Source organism: Allochromatium tepidum (genome assembly GCF_018409545.1).
Classification (GTDB): domain Bacteria; phylum Pseudomonadota; class Gammaproteobacteria; order Chromatiales; family Chromatiaceae; genus Thermochromatium; species Thermochromatium tepidum_A.
Genome location: NZ_AP024563.1, coordinates 3165822 through 3185574 on the forward strand (window position 1 = coordinate 3165822; position 19753 = coordinate 3185574).

12 protein-coding genes and 1 CRISPR repeat array are annotated in these 19753 nt (G+C 61.9%); of the genes, 11 read left to right on the plus strand and 1 reads right to left on the minus strand.

Going from position 1 to position 19753, the window contains the following annotated elements; genetic code table 11:
* Positions 1–5: 5 nt before the first annotated feature.
* Positions 6–440: a hypothetical protein gene (locus tag Atep_RS15265; RefSeq protein WP_213379322.1), complete on the minus strand. Its 435-nt coding sequence runs from the start codon at positions 438–440 to the stop codon at positions 6–8.
* A gap of 681 nt (positions 441–1121) precedes the next feature.
* A CRISPR array of direct repeats spans positions 1122–2788; the repeat unit is 37 nt; unit sequence GACTCTTCATTTCGACGTGCAGAGACACGCTGGAAAC.
* Between the two features lie 154 nt (positions 2789–2942).
* Here Atep_RS15265 and Atep_RS15270 point away from each other — a divergent pair.
* The 11 genes from Atep_RS15270 to Atep_RS15320 all read left to right on the plus strand — a co-directional run bounded on the left by Atep_RS15270 (position 2943) and on the right by Atep_RS15320 (position 19658).
* Positions 2943–6047 (plus strand): DNA-directed RNA polymerase, encoded by a 3105-nt coding sequence (locus Atep_RS15270; protein WP_213379324.1) that lies wholly within the window; start codon positions 2943–2945, stop codon positions 6045–6047.
* Between the two features lie 9 nt (positions 6048–6056).
* A complete protein-coding gene (locus Atep_RS15275) occupies positions 6057–7523 on the plus strand; it encodes a hypothetical protein (RefSeq protein ID WP_213379326.1) in 1467 nt (488 codons plus the stop codon).
* Entirely contained in the window at positions 7510–8409 is a 900-nt protein-coding gene (locus Atep_RS15280) for a hypothetical protein (protein WP_213379328.1), read from the plus strand. Before Atep_RS15275 ends, Atep_RS15280 begins: the two co-directional genes overlap by 14 nt.
* A 27-nt stretch (positions 8410–8436) precedes the next feature.
* Entirely contained in the window at positions 8437–10128 is a 1692-nt protein-coding gene (locus Atep_RS15285; protein WP_213379330.1) for a hypothetical protein, read from the plus strand.
* Positions 10129–10134: 6 nt separating this feature from the next.
* Entirely contained in the window at positions 10135–11808 is a 1674-nt protein-coding gene (locus Atep_RS15290) for a Cas10/Cmr2 second palm domain-containing protein (protein ID WP_213379332.1), read from the plus strand.
* A 29-nt stretch (positions 11809–11837) separates the two neighbouring features.
* Complete coding sequence (locus Atep_RS15295; protein ID WP_213378536.1) at positions 11838–12491, plus strand: IS607 family transposase; 654 nt, start codon at positions 11838–11840, stop codon at positions 12489–12491.
* A complete protein-coding gene (locus Atep_RS15300; RefSeq protein ID WP_213378537.1) occupies positions 12469–13632 on the plus strand; it encodes an RNA-guided endonuclease InsQ/TnpB family protein in 1164 nt (387 codons plus the stop codon). The genes Atep_RS15295 and Atep_RS15300 overlap by 23 nt, the downstream gene beginning before the upstream one ends.
* A 74-nt stretch (positions 13633–13706) precedes the next feature.
* On the plus strand, positions 13707–15695 hold the full coding sequence (locus Atep_RS15305; protein ID WP_213379334.1) for an RAMP superfamily CRISPR-associated protein: 1989 nt from the start codon (positions 13707–13709) through the stop codon (positions 15693–15695).
* Complete coding sequence (locus Atep_RS15310; protein WP_213379336.1) at positions 15692–17044, plus strand: RAMP superfamily CRISPR-associated protein; 1353 nt, start codon at positions 15692–15694, stop codon at positions 17042–17044. The genes Atep_RS15305 and Atep_RS15310 overlap by 4 nt, the downstream gene beginning before the upstream one ends.
* Positions 17041–17514 carry a hypothetical protein gene (locus Atep_RS15315; RefSeq protein ID WP_213379338.1) on the plus strand — a complete coding sequence of 158 codons (474 nt, stop codon included), beginning with the start codon at positions 17041–17043 and terminating at the stop codon, positions 17512–17514. The genes Atep_RS15310 and Atep_RS15315 overlap by 4 nt, the downstream gene beginning before the upstream one ends.
* A complete protein-coding gene (locus Atep_RS15320; RefSeq protein ID WP_213379340.1) occupies positions 17511–19658 on the plus strand; it encodes a TIGR03986 family type III CRISPR-associated RAMP protein in 2148 nt (715 codons plus the stop codon). The genes Atep_RS15315 and Atep_RS15320 overlap by 4 nt, the downstream gene beginning before the upstream one ends.
* Positions 19659–19753 lie beyond the last annotated feature (95 nt).

The window sequence follows — 19753 nt, forward strand, 5'->3', positions numbered from 1 at the left end:
GTCGTTCACCAATGATGAGTGGCGATCGGGATCAGTGACGGGGCGGTGTCTTCGCCCATCCGCCACAGTGCGCGACTGGCACCGAGCGGATAGGCCCACAGACGATCGCCCGTCTCCAGGAAGGTGTTGCAGCGTTTCAGGAGGGCGGTCAGGTGCGTGACGGGAGCGCGTAGCCAATAGACCGAGCGCTGTACCATGGCGGTTTCCGCCGCGATCTCGGCGCTGACGGCGCGTAGCGCGGCGGCGTTGGAGATGTCGAAGCAGAGCATGAAATTGCCGATGTTGGCGTTCAGGTGTGCCGGTTGTCCGCAGGCGCTGCCGGCGTGCGCCTCGGTCTGTAAGCCGTTCCGGCCCCAGATCAGTCGCACGCCGCCCACGGGCCACCAGGCGGCCAGCCGATCCGATTGCAGATCGCAGCAGGCGCGCACCTCGGTCAGCACGCGGCGCAGTTCGCCGGGGCCGAGTAGGCTTCGTAGACTGAATACTGTTTGGCGTGGTTGACCCGGTGCGCGACAAGCCCCGCCGTTCAGGGCGGGGAAGGATAGCGCGGACGGCGGAGCCGTCCTATAATTCCATTGTCGGCGATAACCACGCCGACCTACGGCGGGGCACGCCGGAAGTAACGCCTGTGGAGACACGAGCAGCGGTTGCGCACTCGGCCCAGGAACCCCCCGAAGCGACTCATGGGCGGCTCAATGCCGCGCCTCGTCGCCGTAGGAATCTCCGGCCTTCAGGCCGGGGAGGATGTCAAGGCGTCGAGTACCCGACGCACGGCGCGCGCTCGGCGGGAAGAGCCGATGTCATAGGCTACGACCGTCAACCGAGATGGCGGCAGGCCGGCAATCGTGATCAACATGGAGCACCTCCTGACGTTCGCTGGGTGGGTCGGGTAATGGGGCGTGATCGTTTTGCCGCCGTCACGCCTTGGGTGATAGGATTGAGGGAGCCGCGTCCAGGCGGCGCTCATGGAGTCCTTTCATCGTCTCGTAGGACAAAAACAGGCCGCTTTCACCGAAAATCCGGTAACTCGGGGAGTCGCCGATGCTGGGGATGATGCCCAGGCGCTCGAATTGTCACGTTCAACCAACTGACTTGAAAGTGTTTTTGCGTCCATTGCGCGGGACTCTTCATTTCGACGTGCAGAGACACGCTGGAAACCGATGATAAGATCCTACACAGTGCTGCATATAGACTCTTCATTTCGACGTGCAGAGACACGCTGGAAACTAAAGTAACTCCCATGCTTTTCTAAACTTAACAACTCTTCATTTCGACGTGCAGAGACACGCTGGAAACAAACTATTTTGCATATTGACTTTAGCTAACTGACTCTTCATTTCGACGTGCAGAGACACGCTGGAAACTAATTTTGCTGGAATAATTAAAATTAGCTGGAGACTCTTCATTTCGACGTGCAGAGACACGCTGGAAACCTTGCCGCGCCCCGTGCCGGCGAGTGCGTCCGACTCTTCATTTCGACGTGCAGAGACACGCTGGAAACACGCAGCGCGCACTCATCGCGCGGCTGCTGAGACTCTTCATTTCGACGTGCAGAGACACGCTGGAAACCCTTGCCAGGGCTATCGGTATTACCCTAGACTCTTCATTTCGACGTGCAGAGACACGCTGGAAACTTATTTACCCTATGTTACTGATGGAGGTATAAACTCTTCATTTCGACGTGCAGAGACACGCTGGAAACGCATCTTGTCTTCATATTTCACGACGACATAGGACTCTTCATTTCGACGTGCAGAGACACGCTGGAAACTAACTCCCACGCCTTCTTGAATCTAACAATATACTCTTCATTTCGACGTGCAGAGACACGCTGGAAACGCGAGCGCCGAAATGTCCGCATCAGAATATGACTCTTCATTTCGACGTGCAGAGACACGCTGGAAACCCATCCGACAAGTAATCTTTTTCCACACATAAGACTCTTCATTTCGACGTGCAGAGACACGCTGGAAACTATTAGAACTACCGATATTACGGGCAATAGGACTCTTCATTTCGACGTGCAGAGACACGCTGGAAACGCCCCATTCTTAAGGGTATGAATCTTCATAACGACTCTTCATTTCGACGTGCAGAGACACGCTGGAAACCATTAGCACTAGTAGCTCCAGTGCCACCATCAGACTCTTCATTTCGACGTGCAGAGACACGCTGGAAACACAAATAATTCGTCACCGCTGCCTATATGGGACTCTTCATTTCGACGTGCAGAGACACGCTGGAAACATGTATTCTTTCAAATAAATCATTTAAAGTGACTCTTCATTTCGACGTGCAGAGACACGCTGGAAACAAATATTCAACATACTGTTCCGGATAATGGACTCTTCATTTCGACGTGCAGAGACACGCTGGAAACGCTGGAAATCTCCAGCATTTCATTAGCTACCGGACTCTTCATTTCGACGTGCAGAGACACGCTGGAAACATGAAGAGGAGCATAGTAAACTCTGCAATGGGACTCTTCATTTCGACGTGCAGAGACACGCTGGAAACCGAAGTAAGCGCTCTTTCCATCCATGGAAAGGACTCTTCATTTCGACGTGCAGAGACACGCTGGAAACAACCTAGCCTTGGTGGTGAATGTGGCCCTCCACTCTTCATTTCGACGTGCAGAGACACGCTGGAAACCTCCCCAATGAAAAACATTTTCGCCTCCCGCGACTCTTCATTTCGACGTGCAGAGACACGCTGGAAACCAAAGCACCTAAAGCCATTAATAGCTATGGTGACTCTTCATTTCGACGTGCAGAGACACGCTGGTGATTTTTCGATCAGTAATTCCCTGGAAAAGGCTTTGATCCAATGGCCAGTGATCTGCCCCCTTGGATCCTGATGAAGTTCGTGCTAGCCTCCCCATCTACGTATGATTGACCGGCGCCTCCTTGGGACATAACGCGGATATGGATTGGGAGAGCACGATGGCTCTGTCGCTTTGGATTTCCCCGGACTCGCAGTACGGCCTGCTCGCCCCCGGCGAGGCACGGACAAACACCTACCAGCGCGCTGTGGAGCAGGCACTCAAGCAGCATTTGTTCAAGGATCAGGACGCCGGAGCTCCCACGGCAGCCGCGCCGCCCTACGACGATGGGCTGCGCCAGTTCAACGCCGCCCTGACATCACCGCCGAGCTTCGGGCGCGACCGCCGGAACGCTGCGCGCCTGTGGCAGGCACTGTTGGCGAGCGACACCCCACAGGAACACCCTGACGCCATAGTTGACGAGCGCATCGAGGGTCTGTTCTGTCTCGCGCTGCATAGCCTGTGCGCGGCACTGGCCGAACAGACAGTGCGCCAAAACAGCATCGACACGTCCGATGAGGACGAGGAGGAAGATGCAGGCGAGGACGACATGGACGAGGACAAACGACCCGGCGTCGAATATGCCGAAACGGTCAGGGTGCTGGCCGAGCAACTGCGCCGACGCGCAGCCCGCTGGCTGCGCTCACAGCCAGAGCACGAACGCCCCGAGAACGACGATTGGAATCTCGTAGCCCGGCTTCTGCTCGAACCGCTGCTGGTGGCCTTCAAGACCCAGTTCGTGGTGCGCACACTCGATCAGAAACGCCGGCGCGACGGCCGACCCCACACCGAAAAGCGCATCGAAATCGCCCAGCCCGAACTCGCACAGCGCATCGAACGCCTGCTCGAAACCCTGCCGCTGAGTTTCTCGCCCCAACCGCTCAGGCACCCGCCGGCCTACTATCTCGATGATCCCGGTCCGTCGAACGACGAAGCCGACATGTGCATCCGTGTCGATCTGATCGGCTACCGTCAGACCAACGCCTTTCTACGCACCGTCCATCACGAACTCCAGTGCCCCGAACATCGCTCACCGGACTTCCCGCGTTATGTCGCCGCGATCAATGTGCAGCAGGCCGTCCACTGGCGCATCAACCGCCCCCTGCTGCACTGGACGCACCGCCTGATCGACCTGGTCAACGCCTCAACCGAGGACGCCGGCACCAAGTCCGTGCGGGACTGGATCAAAAAGACCCTGTATCGCCCCACCAAAGGCCCACGCAAACGCTTCAAGCTATCGGCAGAGTTTCTCGACAGTCCGCTCGCCCGCCGCGCGCTCGACGAACTCTGTCCCAGCGATCCGCAGATCGCGCCGCCCCCGTTCTATCTGCCGTGGAAGGCCGATCATCGCGGACGCATCTATGCCGAGACGCCCTGGTTGACGCCGCAGGGCGGCGATCTGCAACGGGGCTTGCTGGAATTTGCGCGGGGTCAGGTGCTCGATGAATCCGGCGTGCGCGCCCTGCGTCGGCATGGAGCCAATCTGGTCGGCACCAAACGGATCATGGCTGATTTGGGCATCACGGAGCGCGTGCGTCCGGTCGTCACGCTCGACGAGCGCGAACGCTGGACGCTCGACCACGAAGCCGACATCCTGGCCAGCGCCGCCGACCCGCTCGCCGAATCCTTCTGGCGTGACGTGGCCGATGAGCCGATGCAGTTTCTCGCCTTCTGTCTGGCCTACCGGCAATGGAAGCGGCATCCGGACACACCCATCCATCTGCCGGTGCAGATCGACGGCACCTGCAACGGCATCCAGCACATCGCCGCCTTGACCGGGGATCCGGTGCTCGCCGAGGCGGTCAACGTGCTGCCGCGCGCGGATGGTCTGCCGGCGGATATCTACAGCGAATTGGCCGAGGCGGCACTGACGACCCTGGGGCGGTTGCCCATCCCCACGGGACAGGCCATCCATCGTGATGGACTGGAGTGGGCCGATGCCTGGCTGGCGGCCGAGGACGAACCCAGTGCCTGGCTCGCCCGCAAGACCGCCAAACGGGTGGTGATGACCATCCCCTACGGAGCCGGCCGCAGCGCACAGGCGGGCGCGGTGCTGGAGGCGATCGAGGAGCAACTCACCAAGGTTTGGGATGAACGCCCACCGGATGAATCCGAGCTCACCGCACTGGTGGAGTGGAAAAACGCCTCGAAAGAGCGCAGGGATTTCGTGCGCAAGTGCACCAAGGGTTTATTCGCCAAACAGCGCGAGGCCGCGTTTCCCAAACAGGACGAGCACACCGCGATCCCGATTCAGATGATCCAGTCGGGCGAGAAGACACCTAAGCGCACGCGCACCAAGTCGGACACCGACGAACCCCGGACCCCGGAGCGTGCCGAGTGGGAGCGTCTGCGCACCTTTGGCGCCTATGTGGCGCGCGCCCTGGTCGAGCATCTGCGCGGCGCACTCGATCGGAACTACCCCAAGGTCGGCGAATTTTCCAACTGGCTCGGCCGGAGTGCCGCTGCCTGCGCGGGAACCGGAAAAGCGCGGAAGGGCGAAACCGAGAAGGATATCGGTCTGCCGCTACTGTGGCTGACCCCACTGGGATTTCCGGTGGTTCAGAACAAGTTCGCATCCGCGAGATCGAGCGTCAGCGCCCGGATCGGCGGGCAGTTGGTCAAGTTCGATGTGCAGCGCCTGACCGAAACGGTCGATCCACAAAAACAACGCGATGCCCTGCTGCCCAACCTGATTCACAGTCTGGATGCAACCCATCTGATGATGACCCTGCTGGAGGCCAAGGCACGCGGGGTGCATGACATCGGCACTATCCACGATTGCCTGTTGTGCCATCCGAATCAGGCCGACACCCTGGCACGGGCGGTGCGTCGGACCTTTGCCGAACTCTATGCGCCGGATACGTCGTCAGGGTGGTCCGGGCCGCTGAGTACCTGGTACACATGGATGAAGCAGGTGACGACGTTACGAACCTTGCCGAACGCCTATGCGAACCTGGTCAAGGGCGCTTTTGAACACCCGGGCAAGGAGGGCGAGCGCCGTCTCGATGCCGCCCGGGACGCCGGTGAAGAGGACGCGATCCACGCGCGCAACGTCCTGGACGATCTGCGTGGCTTTTCCGCCTCCGAGCGCCTGCTGCTGGGGCTGTTGCTGAAACGTGTCGTCGAGCACGCAGTGCCGAAAACCTCGCCGACCCTGGAGCCGCCGCTCTGGGCCGACGACCTGGATTTGACCGAAGACCGTATCTCCACATACTTCTTCTCCTGAAGGTCGACCATGGCGCACCCCAAACGACGGCTCATCATCTCCTTCATTGGCAATACCGATCTGAAGGCGCTGGGCTTCAATCCGCCCAGACCCGATCAGCCCGGCCCGGATCAGAGTCCGATCCAGCGTCTCCTGGGCGGCTTGCCGTCTGACCGCCAGGCGGTTCGTCTGGTGCTGCTTGACGATGACCCGACTGGTTCTGATCTGCGCGCCCGTTTCTGTGACCGGCTGCGCGAGCAGCTGCCGGAACTGGGCATCGATGGGGTGCAGGTTGAGCGCTTTCCCGTGACCCTGCCCGACGGCCCGACCGATCTATCCGCCCTCTATGAGCAGGTCTGGAAAGCGATTCCCACCTCGGGGCCGGATAGTGCCGATGAGGTCGTGTTCCACCTGACCTCGGGCACGCCCGCGATGCAGCTGACGCTGATGCTGGCATCGCAGAGTTTGCGCCTGGACGAGGCGCGACTGTTCGAGACGTCGCGCGAACAAGGGGTACGCGAACTCAAGCCGCCCTATGCCTTGGCGCTGCGCCGCAGACGCGAGCGCGAGCGCGAGCGCATGGCCTATCAAAGCCCGGGGTCGCTGTCCGACGCGGAACGCAAGGGACTGCTCAAGGGAACCGTGGTCGATGACACACTGGCCGAAAGCGCCTATGCCGCGCTCTACAAGGCGGCAACCAATCGCAAGCAACCGCAACGTGTGCTGATCAGCGGCCCGACCGGCAGCGGCAAATGGCACGCCTGCCGGCAGTTTGCCCGGTGGCGCAAGTGCCAAGACCCCGCGATCTGGACGGATCCCGCACACTGTCCTGAACTGCCCGAGGGCACGACCCTCCTGATCCGCCGGCTCGATACCTGGCCGGAATCGGCCTGGCGAACGCTTGCCCAGTTGGCCGATGAACGCCGCGATCTGGCCATGGCCGCGACCTTTTGCATCGATCGCCGACCGAATGACGCGCTCGTTGGTCTCCTGCCCGTACAGATTCGCTTGCCTGCGCTGGGTGCGCGCACAGACGTGGTGGCGCTGGCCGAGTCCTTGGCTTGCGAGCTCGGCCTCCTCGACGGCAAGCTCAAGGAGCGGCTGCAGCATGATCTTTTCACCAACCTCTACCCACGCAGTCTGCACGAGCTCAAGGCGTTTCTGGCCACCGCCAACGCCTACAGTCCAGGCGCACATCCCGAGCGCAAGGCGTATCTGCAAGCCCGTGATCTTCACGAGGCACGGCGGCTGCTCGATGAGGCCTGTCAGGTGCTCACGGACATGGATTTTGGGGTGGGGCGGCATCGGCTCGATGATGTTCTTGATGTGATCCGCTGGGCGATTGTGCAGCGGGCGCGAGCCGAGGGGCGCAGTCAGGAGGAGACCGGCGCCTTGCTTGGCCTCAGCCAATCGACCATATCAGATATCATCCTCAAGACCGAATCGGATCCGCAACTTTGGCAAAGCCTGGGCGAAAGTGACCATGGGACGCCCTGAACACCGGCCCGAGGTGCGCGGCGCGCGCGATCTGACCAATCTTTGGCGCGAGCTGCCTGCGGCTGTGCTGGCGTATCCCGCCTCGGCCTGGTCGCCCGAGCGGGGCCTGGCCACGCTCATCGACACCCTGCGCGCGCGTGCCTGGCGCGAGCACTGCGCGGCGGCCACCGTGCAGAGTTGCGCCGAACGCGGCCAAAACTGTGAACGCCCCGGACACTGTCGCGCCGATGCGCTCTTCCCGATGAACATCGGCGGCGGCGCACCGTCCTGGCGTCAGGCAACCTTGTTCGTGCAGTGGCGTCCGGCACTCGATCAATGGCACCTGATTGCCCTGGGCGCCCAGGCCGGCGACTCACTCGGCTGGGCGGCGCGTTGTTTGCGCGAGCGTCATGGCCTGGAGGGGTCGACACCTCTGCCCGTGTCGACACTGGCCGACCTGGAATTGGCGGGAGCGACACGTTGGCGGCTGATGTTCGTCACGCCCTGGCTGGTCGGCAAGGGGCGGACGGAAACCTCTCCCTCCCCGGATACCGAAACCGTGGCGCATGAACTGCGCAAGGCGATGCGCCTGCGCGCCCACAAGCTGACGGCGTTATGTTTCGACGATGCCCGCGCCCAGCGTCTGGCCTCACATCTGGCGCATCATGTGGCCGAGGCACGGCTGCCGGACGGGCTGCGTGTCGAACAGGCACAGGTCGCGACCCATCCCCTGGCGCTGGCCAGCCGCGGCAATGGGGCGAGCTTTGTGGCGCTCACCTGGAGCGGGCAGGCGATGCTGCGAGTGGAACCGGACATCCTGCCCTGGCTGAGTCTGATTGCACTCAGCGGCGGGGGCGAGAATGCGGACAAGGGGTTTGGCGGTATCGAGTTGACCCCGCTGGATTGAATCGATTGAAGCGGAGGAAGAGCCGGTATGCGTTGGCTATGGTTGGTCTCGGTCGGTGTGACCGATGTGCAGTGTCCGGTTTGGACGAAGGACGACAATGGACTCTGGCAAGGACCGCAGCGCTTCCAGCTCGGGCGTGGCGGGGTACGCAAGACTCACGAGGGACTCCTGACACTTCTGCGTCGCGAGCGGATTCGCTTCGATCCTGAAATTCCGCCCCTGATCGAGCGTGAACCGGCCGACCGCCTGCGCTTCGAGTTCGAGCACGATCCCGCCGACGACGAATTTCTGGCCGCGCTGCACCCGGCGGACTATCGCCTGTCGCCGCAGGCGGACACCATCCCCAACGACCAAGAGGAACGGCTGCCGCTCTACTGTCCCAAGGTCGCGCCGCTGGCCGATAAGGTGCACGAGATCATCGGTCGCGACACAGTGTCGGTACTGGTGCTCAACACACGCCGCGCCGAGGATTTCGGCCCCGAAGCGCGAGACGAACCCATCGCTTCCGGTCCCCTGGTCGCACGCTATCTGGCCGAACGTCTGGGACTGACCTGGCTCGACAGCGACGGTCGGCTGCCCGAAACCTTCGCGTCGGGAAGCGCCACCTGGATCGACATCCTGACCGAGCGCGAGGCGATGGAAGAGTCCGAAGCACAGGGGCGCGTGGTCGAGCGTCTGAATGCGGCCCTGTCACTCTGGAGCGGCACGGGATCGGACGAGCGGCGCGTGCTGGTCACCACCAGCGGCGGAATGCCGCCGCTCAAGCCGCTCATCGAGCGTGTGCCGGCGATTCATGTCGGGCAGCCGCATGTCACGCTGCTCGATCAATCCGAGCGGCGAGGCCGGGATGCCCCTGTCGCCGCTTCGGTCCTGAACTACGGGGAGCGCGTCGCCGAGCGCGAGACGCTGCGTTTTCACTGTACCGAGGCGCTGCGGGCCGGTGATTATGCCGGCGCCTATGGATTGGCACGGCGCGCCGGTCAGTGCTCATGGGCTGACGCGGTGTGCAACCGTCTGGGGTCGCTGCTGGAGCTGCCGGGGCAACCGCTGCACATCAAGGGGCGCGTGGTCGAGCCCTTCGTCCTGCATGCCGTTCAGGTCGAGACACGCCTATGCATGGGCGATCTGACGGGCGCGCTGTTGCGGATGGGGCCGTTCGTCGAATCCGCCACCTGGAAACTCATGGCGAGCGATGCCCGGATCCGTGCGCTGGGACTGAAGTTCGATCGGGCCAATGAGAGCCTGTTGGGGACCATTCCCCAGGATCATCCATTGCTGTCCGACGAGGCCGGCTATTTACGCCGTTTCGAGGACAAAGCCCCCGCACCATCGCATTCGGACGGCCTCGATCGGCATCGCATCAATGGGTTGACCTGGGAGTGGCCCAAGTGGATGGCCGAGCCGGATGGCGGACAGCGGACGGCGGCCCTGGCGCTCATCCAGGTCTGTATGTCCTATAACAGCGATCAGTGGGGAACGAGTCCTCGACAGTATCGCAATCTGCTGGCGCATGGCGCGGATCAGGCCGTGTCCTTGGGCGAGATCGAGACCTGTCTGAAAAAACGCGGCCTGATCGTCGGTGCGGCACGACCGTTCGGGGACGGATTCCTGGCAACCGAGCGCATCGCCACGCTGCTGGACGAGCTGGGCATGCCCGATCTGGTGGACATCATGCGCACCTATCTGGCGGATCTTCTCAACCGCGTCATCAGGGGCTGACCGGCGATGGGTACTCCAACCGTTAAACTCACCCTCGAACTCAAGCGCGTTCAGACCTTCATCTTCGAGGTGCCGCGCCTCAAGGCCATGCTCGGCGCCAATGCCCTGATCGGGCAGACCATGCGGCATGAGCTGCCGGCGTTGCCGGCGAATCAGGGCAGCCGGCTCGACTGGCCGAAGGAGATCAGGCTTCAGGGCACAGCGGATGATCCGCTGGATCGGCCCGAAACCGACGCTTCCGACCGCGACGACCCGGCGGCCCTCTATCAGCGCGGCATTCTGGCGCGCGATGGCGGGCATTTCATCGTATTGTTCGATGATGAATCAGCCGCCGAGCGCTTTCTGGAACAGGCTGAGGCGGTGCTGGCCGAGCGGTTGCCGGGGGTGCTCTACGAGGCACGGATCGATCCGTTTCCCGAGCCGAAGGAACCGCCCCCGCGTCAGCCACGCGATCCGCATGAAACCGCCCTCCTGGATCTGCCGGTGTTGCAGGTGTGCCAGGAGACGGGGCAAGGGCCGGCGTCGGTGCGCAACGACAAGGGCTACTGGCAAGGCGAATCGGTACGCTATCGCCTGGAGTGGGGCGACTGGTTTTATAAAGGATGCACGCAAGACATCATCGGCCTGTTGCGTCCCACGCTCTATCCCGACCGCGCCATGGACTGGCAGGAGCCCGACGATCTGGCGCAACTGGCGGCAGGCGGCTATCTGGCACTGATCCACGCCGACGGCAACGGCATCGGCAAACGCTACAAGTCGTGGCGCGACCAAGCCAAGTCTCAAAATGAGGTCGTCAAGGAGGCGCACGGCGAGGCGTTCTTTCACAGCATGCGCGTTGCGGTGCGGCGAGCGGTCGTCACAGCGCTGACAAAGACGTTCACCGAACCGGGCGGCGTGCGCCCCTACGAAATCCTGATGCTCGGCGGCGATGATCTGCTGCTGGCCTGCCGTGCTGACCGAGCACTCGATTTCGCGCGCCACTATGCCGAGGAACTGACCCGCTATACCCTCGCCGACGGCCAACCGCTTACCGTTGCCATCGGTGCGGCCATCGCCCGGAAGAGCTACCCGTTGCATCGGCTGCATGAGCTGGCTGAGGATCTGGCCTCCAGCGCCAAGCGGCTCTATCGCGCCCTGCTGTCCACTGGCGAAACATCCTCGGTCATCGACTGGCAGGTCGTCACCCAGTCCTGGTTTGCCGATGTCGCCGAGGCACGACGCCAGACCGAGCGCATTCAGTATCAGGTCAATGGGCAAGTCGACACCCTGTTGCTGACCGGGCGGCCTTATCGCGTGTTGGGTGCGGAAGGACTCGATGAATTGCTCAGGGACGCACAGCAACTCGACGCCCCGCGAAAGCCTGGCGAGTCCGGTGACACTCAAGATGAGAGCAAAGCGGCTCGCTCGTCACTGCGCGCCTTGCGTGCGGCCTGCGAGCAGGGGCGCCTGATGGCGGAGATGGCCTTTGCCCGGCTGCCCGAATCCGTGCGCGCCCGATTGGCCTGGAACGATGGCGCACTCTGGAAGCCCACTGCCCAGGGGGACCAGACCTTCTATCTCACCCGCGCGCTCGACATCATCGGCCTCCGCGAGATCGAACACCTGGGCAAACGGCAGGACCAAAGCCCCTCTTCCTCCGGGAGAGAGGTTGAGGTGAGGGTTCATAACAGATACTTTTAATCTACAATAATGTGCTGTAATCTAGCACTATGGAACGGAGATTAGTCAAGATCGGCGAAGCCGCGTCCCTTATCGGATCAACTCCGGCAACCTTGCGCAAATGGGAGAAGACCGGAGAACTGCTGCCGGCTCGCAAAACCAAAGGCGGCACCCGCTACTACGCGGTAGCGGACCTGCTCGCCCTCGGTGATACCGACGCTCCGACCGTCTGCTACGCCCGCGCTTCGGGCCATGACCGGAAAGCGGACTTAGATCGCCAGCACGAGATGCTGGAAACCTACTGCGCCGCGAAAGGTTGGCGCACTGAGGTCATCCGGGATCTCGGCTCAGGCATGAACTACCGCAAGAAAGGACTGCAACGCCTGCTCGAAATGATCCTGCGCCGCCGGATGCGGCGGCTGGTCATCACTCACAAGGATCGGCTGCTACGCTTCGGCTCGGAGCTTGTCTTTGCCTTGTGTGAGATTCAGGGCATTGAGATCGTCATCATCCACAAGGGAGATCAGCCGTCTTTCGAGGAAGATTTGGCCCAAGACGTTCTGGAAATCATCACGGTCTTTTCCGCTCGGCTCTACGGTAGCCGCTCCAAGAAACACCGCAAGCTGCTGCACGACCTGCAAGCCTCGGCGGACATGATGGCCGAAGATCTGGGAATTTACGATGCGGCGCGCCCACAAGATTAAGCTCGACCCCAACCAGGAACAGGCGACCTATTTCGCCAAGGCGTGCGGCGTCGCCCGCCATGCCTACAACTGGGCATTAGCGGAATGGAAGGCGCAGTACGAGGCCGGCCTGAAACCTAATGAGGCGGCGCTGCGCAAGCAATACAACGCCATCAAGCCCGTCGAGTTCCCGTGGGCACTGGACGTCACCAAGAACGCGCCGCAGCAGGCCATCAAGAACGCTGGAACGGCGTTCTCCAACTTCTTCCGTAAGGTGAAGGCGGGTAAAAAAGGCAAGGACTGCGGCTATCCGAAGTTCAAGCAGAAAGGCCTCCACGACGCTTTCCGCGCGGACAACGGCCCACCCAAGAAAGGCGTGTCGGCCGTGCAGGTCGACGGCAAGCGGGTGAAGCTGCCGATCATCGGCTGGATCAGGATGCGCGAGGAATTGCGCTTCCCCGGCTGCATCCAGTCCGCCACGGTCAGCCGCCTGGCTGATGGCTGGTACATCTCCATCCTGGTCGAGACCGATGAGCGGCTCCACCAGGAATCCACCGGCGTGGTCGGCGTAGATTTCGGCCTGAAGGCGCCGGCGACGCTCTCCACGGGCGAATCCATCCCAGGACCAAAACCGCACCGCAGACTGGACGGGCGTCTGCGCCGACTCAATCGTTCCCTGGCCCGCAAGCGCAAAGGCCGTGCGAACTGGAAGAAAGCGAAAACCAAGCTCTCCAGACTGCACAAGCGCCTGGCTGACATCCGCGAAGATGCCTTGCACAAGCTCAGTCACCATCTGACCACGCAGTTCGATGTCATCGGCATTGAAGATCTGAACGTCAAAGGCATGGCCGCGAACAGGCGTCTTGCCCGCTCGGTCAGCGATGCGGGCCTTCGTTCGCTGCGCACCAAGATCGAGTACAAGGCGGCCATGACCGGCGCAACGGTCGTGGTGGCAGACCGCTGGTTTCCATCCAGTAAGACCTGCTCGCAGTGCGGCCGGCACCACCCTGAGATCGTTCTCGGTGTCGAGACCCTGCGCTGCGAATGCGGCCTAACCATCGACCGAGACCTGAATGCGGCGATTAACCTCGCCAATTACGCGGTAAGCTCTACCGTGTCAGCCTGTGGAGAGGACGGCTCTGGCGTTGCCTCGGCAGCGTGAAACCAGCCTCGATGAAGCAGGAAGAAAATAACAGATAGTTGAGATTATCTGAGACTTTTCGGAGCGGAAAGCGCATGACCGATACCACAACGGCTCCGGCATTCAGCCGACTCCGCGTCGAAACACTGGAAGACCTGCACACCGGCTCCGGCACCGGCGGCGGCGACATCGACGCCCTGGTGCAACGCGACCGCCGCGGGCAGCCGGTGATTCGCGCCAGTCATCTCAAGGGATTGCTGCGCGAGGCCGGTGAGGAACTTATCGCCTTTGGCGCACTGACAACCGACGACCTGCACGCGCTGCTCGGCACACAGGGTACAGGGCGCGGCGCCCTGCGTCTGACCTCGCTGTACGTGCCTGATGGAGCAGAGGGGAAGACGCTGATCTGGGGTTCGACCCAGCGCGTCGAGAACGGCCGCGCGCCCCAGCCGGATACCCTGCGCTTCATCGAGCATGTGGCGGCGGGGACGCGCTTCGAGGCGACCTTGCGACTGGCCGATGCCCGACTGCAACCGCTGCTCGCACGACTCCTGAAGCGCGTCGACCGCCTCGGTGGGGCACGCAATCGCGGCGGTGGGCTGGTGAAACTCGATTGGGATCCGATCACCTTCGCCCCCGGCCCGCTCCCAATGGAATCGATGCGATCCGTGCGCTTGGTTTTGCGCAATCTGGAGCCTCTGTGTCTGCCGGCGACCGGACATCCGGGCAACCTGATCAAGAGCCACTCCTTCATTCGCGGCCAGACCCTGCGCGGCGCGCTCATGGCTTGGGCGATTCACAACGGGCAGGCTGATCGGCTCAAACTGTTCGAGCGTCTCTCCGTCGGCGATGCGCGGCCGCTGCCCGAAGGGTGTGACGGCGCCGAGCAGGTCATTCCCATCCCGCTGTCGCTCCTGACCGATAAACCGCGTGGCGGCGATCCGGCGCTTCCCTGGTGGGCCGGTGGTACGGCAAGCGCCGCTACCTTCGATGCGTTGGGCAACATGCCTGAGGCCGAGGAAAAGCGCAAACGCCCCGGTGCGCACGAGTATCTGTGCCGCATGGCGAATGGCACGAATTGGCAACGCTACAGTCCTGCCATGCGGGTGCGGCTGCGCAATGCCACGCCCAAGCGGGAGTCCGACGAAGACGCCCGGCTCTTCAGCCTGGAGGAGATCGCCGAGAGCACCTGTTTTCAGGTCGATGTGCAGGGCGTCGACGCCGACGCCGTCAAGGACTTTCTCGACGTCTTCGCCCCCGTACTTGCCGGCACGGACTGGCTGGCGATCGGGCGCGGCGGACAGCCGACCTGTATCGTGTCGGTGCAGCCGACACCGACGCCACCCCAACCGCCTGTGCTTGGGGATGACTGGACCCTGACTCTGACGAGCGAGGCCATCGTGCGCGGCGAACGGCTGGGGTTTCTCGATAACCTCAGGCTGGAGCATCTGTGTCGACTGGTGGAGATCGACGTTCAGGACCACTGGAGGATCCTCACCGAGGTGGTCGAGACCACACCCGTGCACGGCTTCAATGCCGTCACCGGCCTGACCCGTGCCCCGGCTCTGGCACTGCGGCGTGGCTCCTGCTGGCGTATCACGGGAACGGGGAGTGGCGCACTGGCCCGCGCGCTGATCCGGATGGGGACCCTCGGCGAGCGCACCGACGAGGGATTCGGGCAGTTTCTGATCGGGCTTCAGCCGATCCCTTCGGACCGGCTGGGCAAGCCGCCGGGCAAACCGGAAGTGCTGAAGACGAATCGCAACGAGGAACTGTTGGTCCGAGCGCGGGAACTTGCGGATCGGATCAGCGATGCTGGCGGCCCGAGTCTGAGCCAGTTGCAGTGGCTACGCTCGCAAGCTGGAGCGGTGGAAACGGAGCCGCAATTGCAAGCGTTACTGGATGAAATCGAGCAGGCGCCAACCCGTCGTCCGCAGGGAGGTAAACCCTGGGCGAAGGAAACCTTCCCGCTGCCGGCGCTGAAGGAGGCGCTGGCACACTGCCGCACGCTGACCGAAAAACGCCAACTGATCGCCTATCTGGTGCAATGGCGCGTTCTAAAGGCGAAGGAGGGACGCTCATGAGTCAGCCCTATCGCACACTTTTCATGGGAACCCTGGTGCAGGACTCATTCCTGAGCGTCGGTGGCCGCGACGACCCGACCGCCAGCGTGGACAGCCCCTTTTGTCTGGACGGATCGAATCGTCCGACGCTGCGCGGCAGCGGACTGGCGGGGGCGCTGGTGGCGACCCTGCGCCGGATGCGGCGCGATGAGCCTGAACCTGTGCCTAAAACGATCTCGGGCAGTGTTGACGGCCGTCAGCCCTCGGTCTGGCGCTGCTTCAACAGCCATCCGCGCGCCGAGACTCGTCCGGTCGTGCGCCAGCATGTGGCCATCGATCCCCGCACCGGCGCCGCGGCAACCGGCATGCTGTTCGATGTCGAGACCCTGCCGCCCGGCATCCGCTGGCCGTTTTTGCTGGAAGTCGATACTTCCCGCGATGCGCAAGCCGCTGACTTGGCGCGTCAGGTACTTGGTCACTGGGCCGCCGGGCGCTGTCTGCTCGGGCGCGAGGTGGCGCGCGGCCTGGGCTGGCTGCGGCTGGAGAACGGTCGGGAATATGTCCTGACGAGCGAACACCTGGAGCAGTGGCCGTGCGCCTGTGATGCCAATGACTATCCGGGCTATATCGCGGCGCAGTTTCAGGCGCTGGCCCGGCCGATCAAGCCGGCCGCCACGCCATTGCCGGACTGGTGCGAAATCAGCGGCACACTGACGGCGGGTGATTACAGGCCGGCTTGGCATGGGGATGGGGAAAGCGTCTGGGGGTTGGACAGCCTGTCCATCGGTGGTCATGCCGGCGACGAACTCATCGCCCATTGGAACGACCGCTTCATGGCGCCCGATGGTTTAGCGGAAGAGGCCCGCGACAGCCTGTTCGATCCTGATTTCACCGTCGTCACCTGTGTCAGGGAAGGCGATGACCAGCGTCTACCCTACATTCCCGGCTCCAGTCTGCGCGGACCGCTGCGTCATGCATTGGCGCGACGGCGGCGAACCAGGGGAGAGGGCACGGAGGATGTCGACACGCTGTTCGGCACAACTCAGCAGAGCGCGAAACTGTTGATCCAGGATGCCTTCCCCGATCCGGACGCGGAGCTACGCCTGGCATGGTTCCAGCATCATGCCGAGGACGAATTCACCGCCAGTACCTATGGGTCCGGCAAGTTCGACCGTGTGGCAGTGATGCAGGGACGCTTCCGCTGGCGGATGGTGCTCGAAGGGGCGCGTCCGGAGCAACGGCAGGCGCTCCGGGAACTGTTGGCGCTGGCGGAACATGGCCAGATCGGCATAGGCGGCGGTCAGTGGCGCGGGCATGGTTGGCTGCGCTGGCAGATCGACCGTTTTGACGGCGAGGAGGACGGAGTATGACGGGCAACACCTGTGGATTGCGCATCCAAACGCAACAAGAAACGCGCACGGTGATGGAGATCATCGCCGATGAGGCCGGCAAAGCACCGCCGCTGCTGGCCTGGGCCGATCCGGATCCCCGACATGTAGCACTGACCAATGACAGTGGACGCCGTCAGGATTTCGAACCACTCGTACAGGGAGTGCCGTCCTGGCCGGCTGACCTGCGACTCAACGAGGCCCGGTTGTTCTGGCCCGATGCGGCACTGCATGTCGTGGCGCGCGACGCGGGCGGTTCGATCTGGACGCGGATCGAGGAGACATCCGGCACCGAGTTCAGACGCGAGGCGTTTCCGGTACATCCCATTCGTGATCGCCAGCGATTCGGGTTGCCGGATGAATCCTTGAATACGGATCTGTGGGCCATTGGCTACCGGCAGTTCGGGCGTCTGGTGGCGTGGCGGTTGAGCATTAAGGAGGCAAAGGCATGAGGATTGAAACTGAAATCAAGGGAAAATTTACGAGCAAGAATGAAACCGAGATGGTTTCCTTTGTCGCGAAAAAAGAAGATGGTCGTAACTGGGCTGCTCCGCTGAAATTGGTCAGCAAGGGAACGGGGGGTGATATATCAGTTGGATTGGCAGTATGTCTTGAAATTAGCGGAGATTTCATCAAAAGCGTGCAAAAAAATCGGCACCAACCAGTAAAAGCCGATAGTGTACCGAATACGCATCCTACCGTATTGCCCTACGGCTTCGTGCCAATCGATATCAAGCATGCAGTCACGGACGAACCGGTCTGGCATGACGGATCCGGCAACGGTGATCTGCTGTCGGGCGAGATTCTCTGCGAGCTCGAAGCCCTGACTCCGGTGCTTCCCGGCAATGTGCGCTATCAGGCACAAAACGCCAATCAGCCGGACTTGCAGCGCTGGGGCTTTGGCGAGATTTCGCCGGAAAAACAGATCGCCGAGCCGCTGCGCTTGCCCGATGGCCGTGTCGTGATTGCGGGCAGTGCGTTGAAGGGCATGATTCGCCAGAGTCTGGGTGCCTTGACCTCGGCGCCGATGGAGCGGGTCGGGGAACGGCATTTCACCTATCGACCGAATCTCGATTTCAACAAATTCGGCATCAAGGAACGCTATGTCGTGCGACCGGCGCGCGTCGTGGCGGCCCGCGATGGCGGTTGGGATATCGAAGTCTTCGACGATGCACGACGCGCGGTGCAGTTTGTGCGACAGGGCGACAATCCCCCGTCTCAAACGACGTACCGTCGCGTCACTTACAAAGGTGGCATCGACGGAGAGGGTTTATTGGCCGAGGCGTTCAATCCGCGCAGCCGGACTTATCCGGACGCATTCGTGCCGCAGAAAGCCGGTCTGCAATTACATCTTCCTGCCGAGTTGTATCAACGCTATCTGGACGATCAGCGCAAGGTTTTGTCCGATGACGAAATCGGTCATCTGACGGCGCACCCGAATAGCAAAAACTTCAAGGTCGGGGTCGGTGAGGTCGCCGCCGCGATTCGCCAGCACGCCGACTTCTCGCCTAATCAACTGATCTACGTCGAATTGACCACCGATTCCCAGAGCAGGGTCACGCAGCAATCCAAGGTCGTCTCCTGCGGCCATCACTTCCGCTACCGCTGGGCCTATACCTCATCCATCCGCGAACAAAACGGCCAGCTCCGCGCCTGTCTGACGCCGCTCGCCGACGAACGAACCGCCGGCAAACCCGAACGTCTCACCGGCGCCCGTCTGCTGTTCGGCTATGTGCGCGACGATAAGACCAACCCCGTTGGCAAGGATGTCTTTGAGCGTCTGGCCGGACGCATCGCCATCAACCATGCCGTCAGCGACGGAACGCCGCGTTTTCTCGGCGACCCGGCGCGCGGCTACTGCATCCCGCTGAAGATTCTCGGTCAGCCCAAGCCCTCGGCCTGGGAGTTCTATCTTCAGCAACCCACGGATTCCAAAAATCCGCTCAACACCTACGGCGACCTGCCGGGCGATTCGGGCGGCGAATTGGCCGGGCGCAAGTTCTATCGCCATCAGCCAAGCACAAAACAGTCCGACATTACAGCCAGCGACACAGACATCATCAATTCCGATCAGGCGACACTGGCTAGATTTGTCTGTGATTCTGGAACCCGTTTTCGCTTTTCCATTCGCTTCGCCCGACTTCGTCTCTGGGAACTAGGTGCCTTGCTTGCCGTGCTGGAACCGCACCTGCTTGCGGATGGCGGAAAGGAGGACGACTATGCCCACAAACTCGGCCTAGGGCGACCGCTAGGTATGGGCAGCGTGCGTATTACGCGGAAAGCAGTTCGGATACGGACAGAAAAAGAAGGTGCATTTCTAGACGATTCCGCTCAGGACAGCCTACTCAAAGAGGCGTTGCAAGTGCTGCAAGAGCGGCTCAATGACGATCAGGTGCAGCCGTGGCTGTCCGCTCATCGGATCGTGAAGGGCCAGCGCTTAGGCTATCCGCTGGCTGAGACTAAAGTGGATGGCAAGAGGGTTCAAACTATTTATGCCTGGCATACAAACGAAGTGCGACGCCCATACAGTCAGCTGAGACGTCAGCAATCCCCCGATTGGTCAGATTTGGCCGGTAAAATCCGCTCCAAAAGATAAATGCCGTCCCCGCGATCCTATTCGTGACCAAGCGGTCGCTGAGGCGTGAAACGACAGCCTGTCACGAAGCCCCTTCTGATCATTCTTCGGCTCGA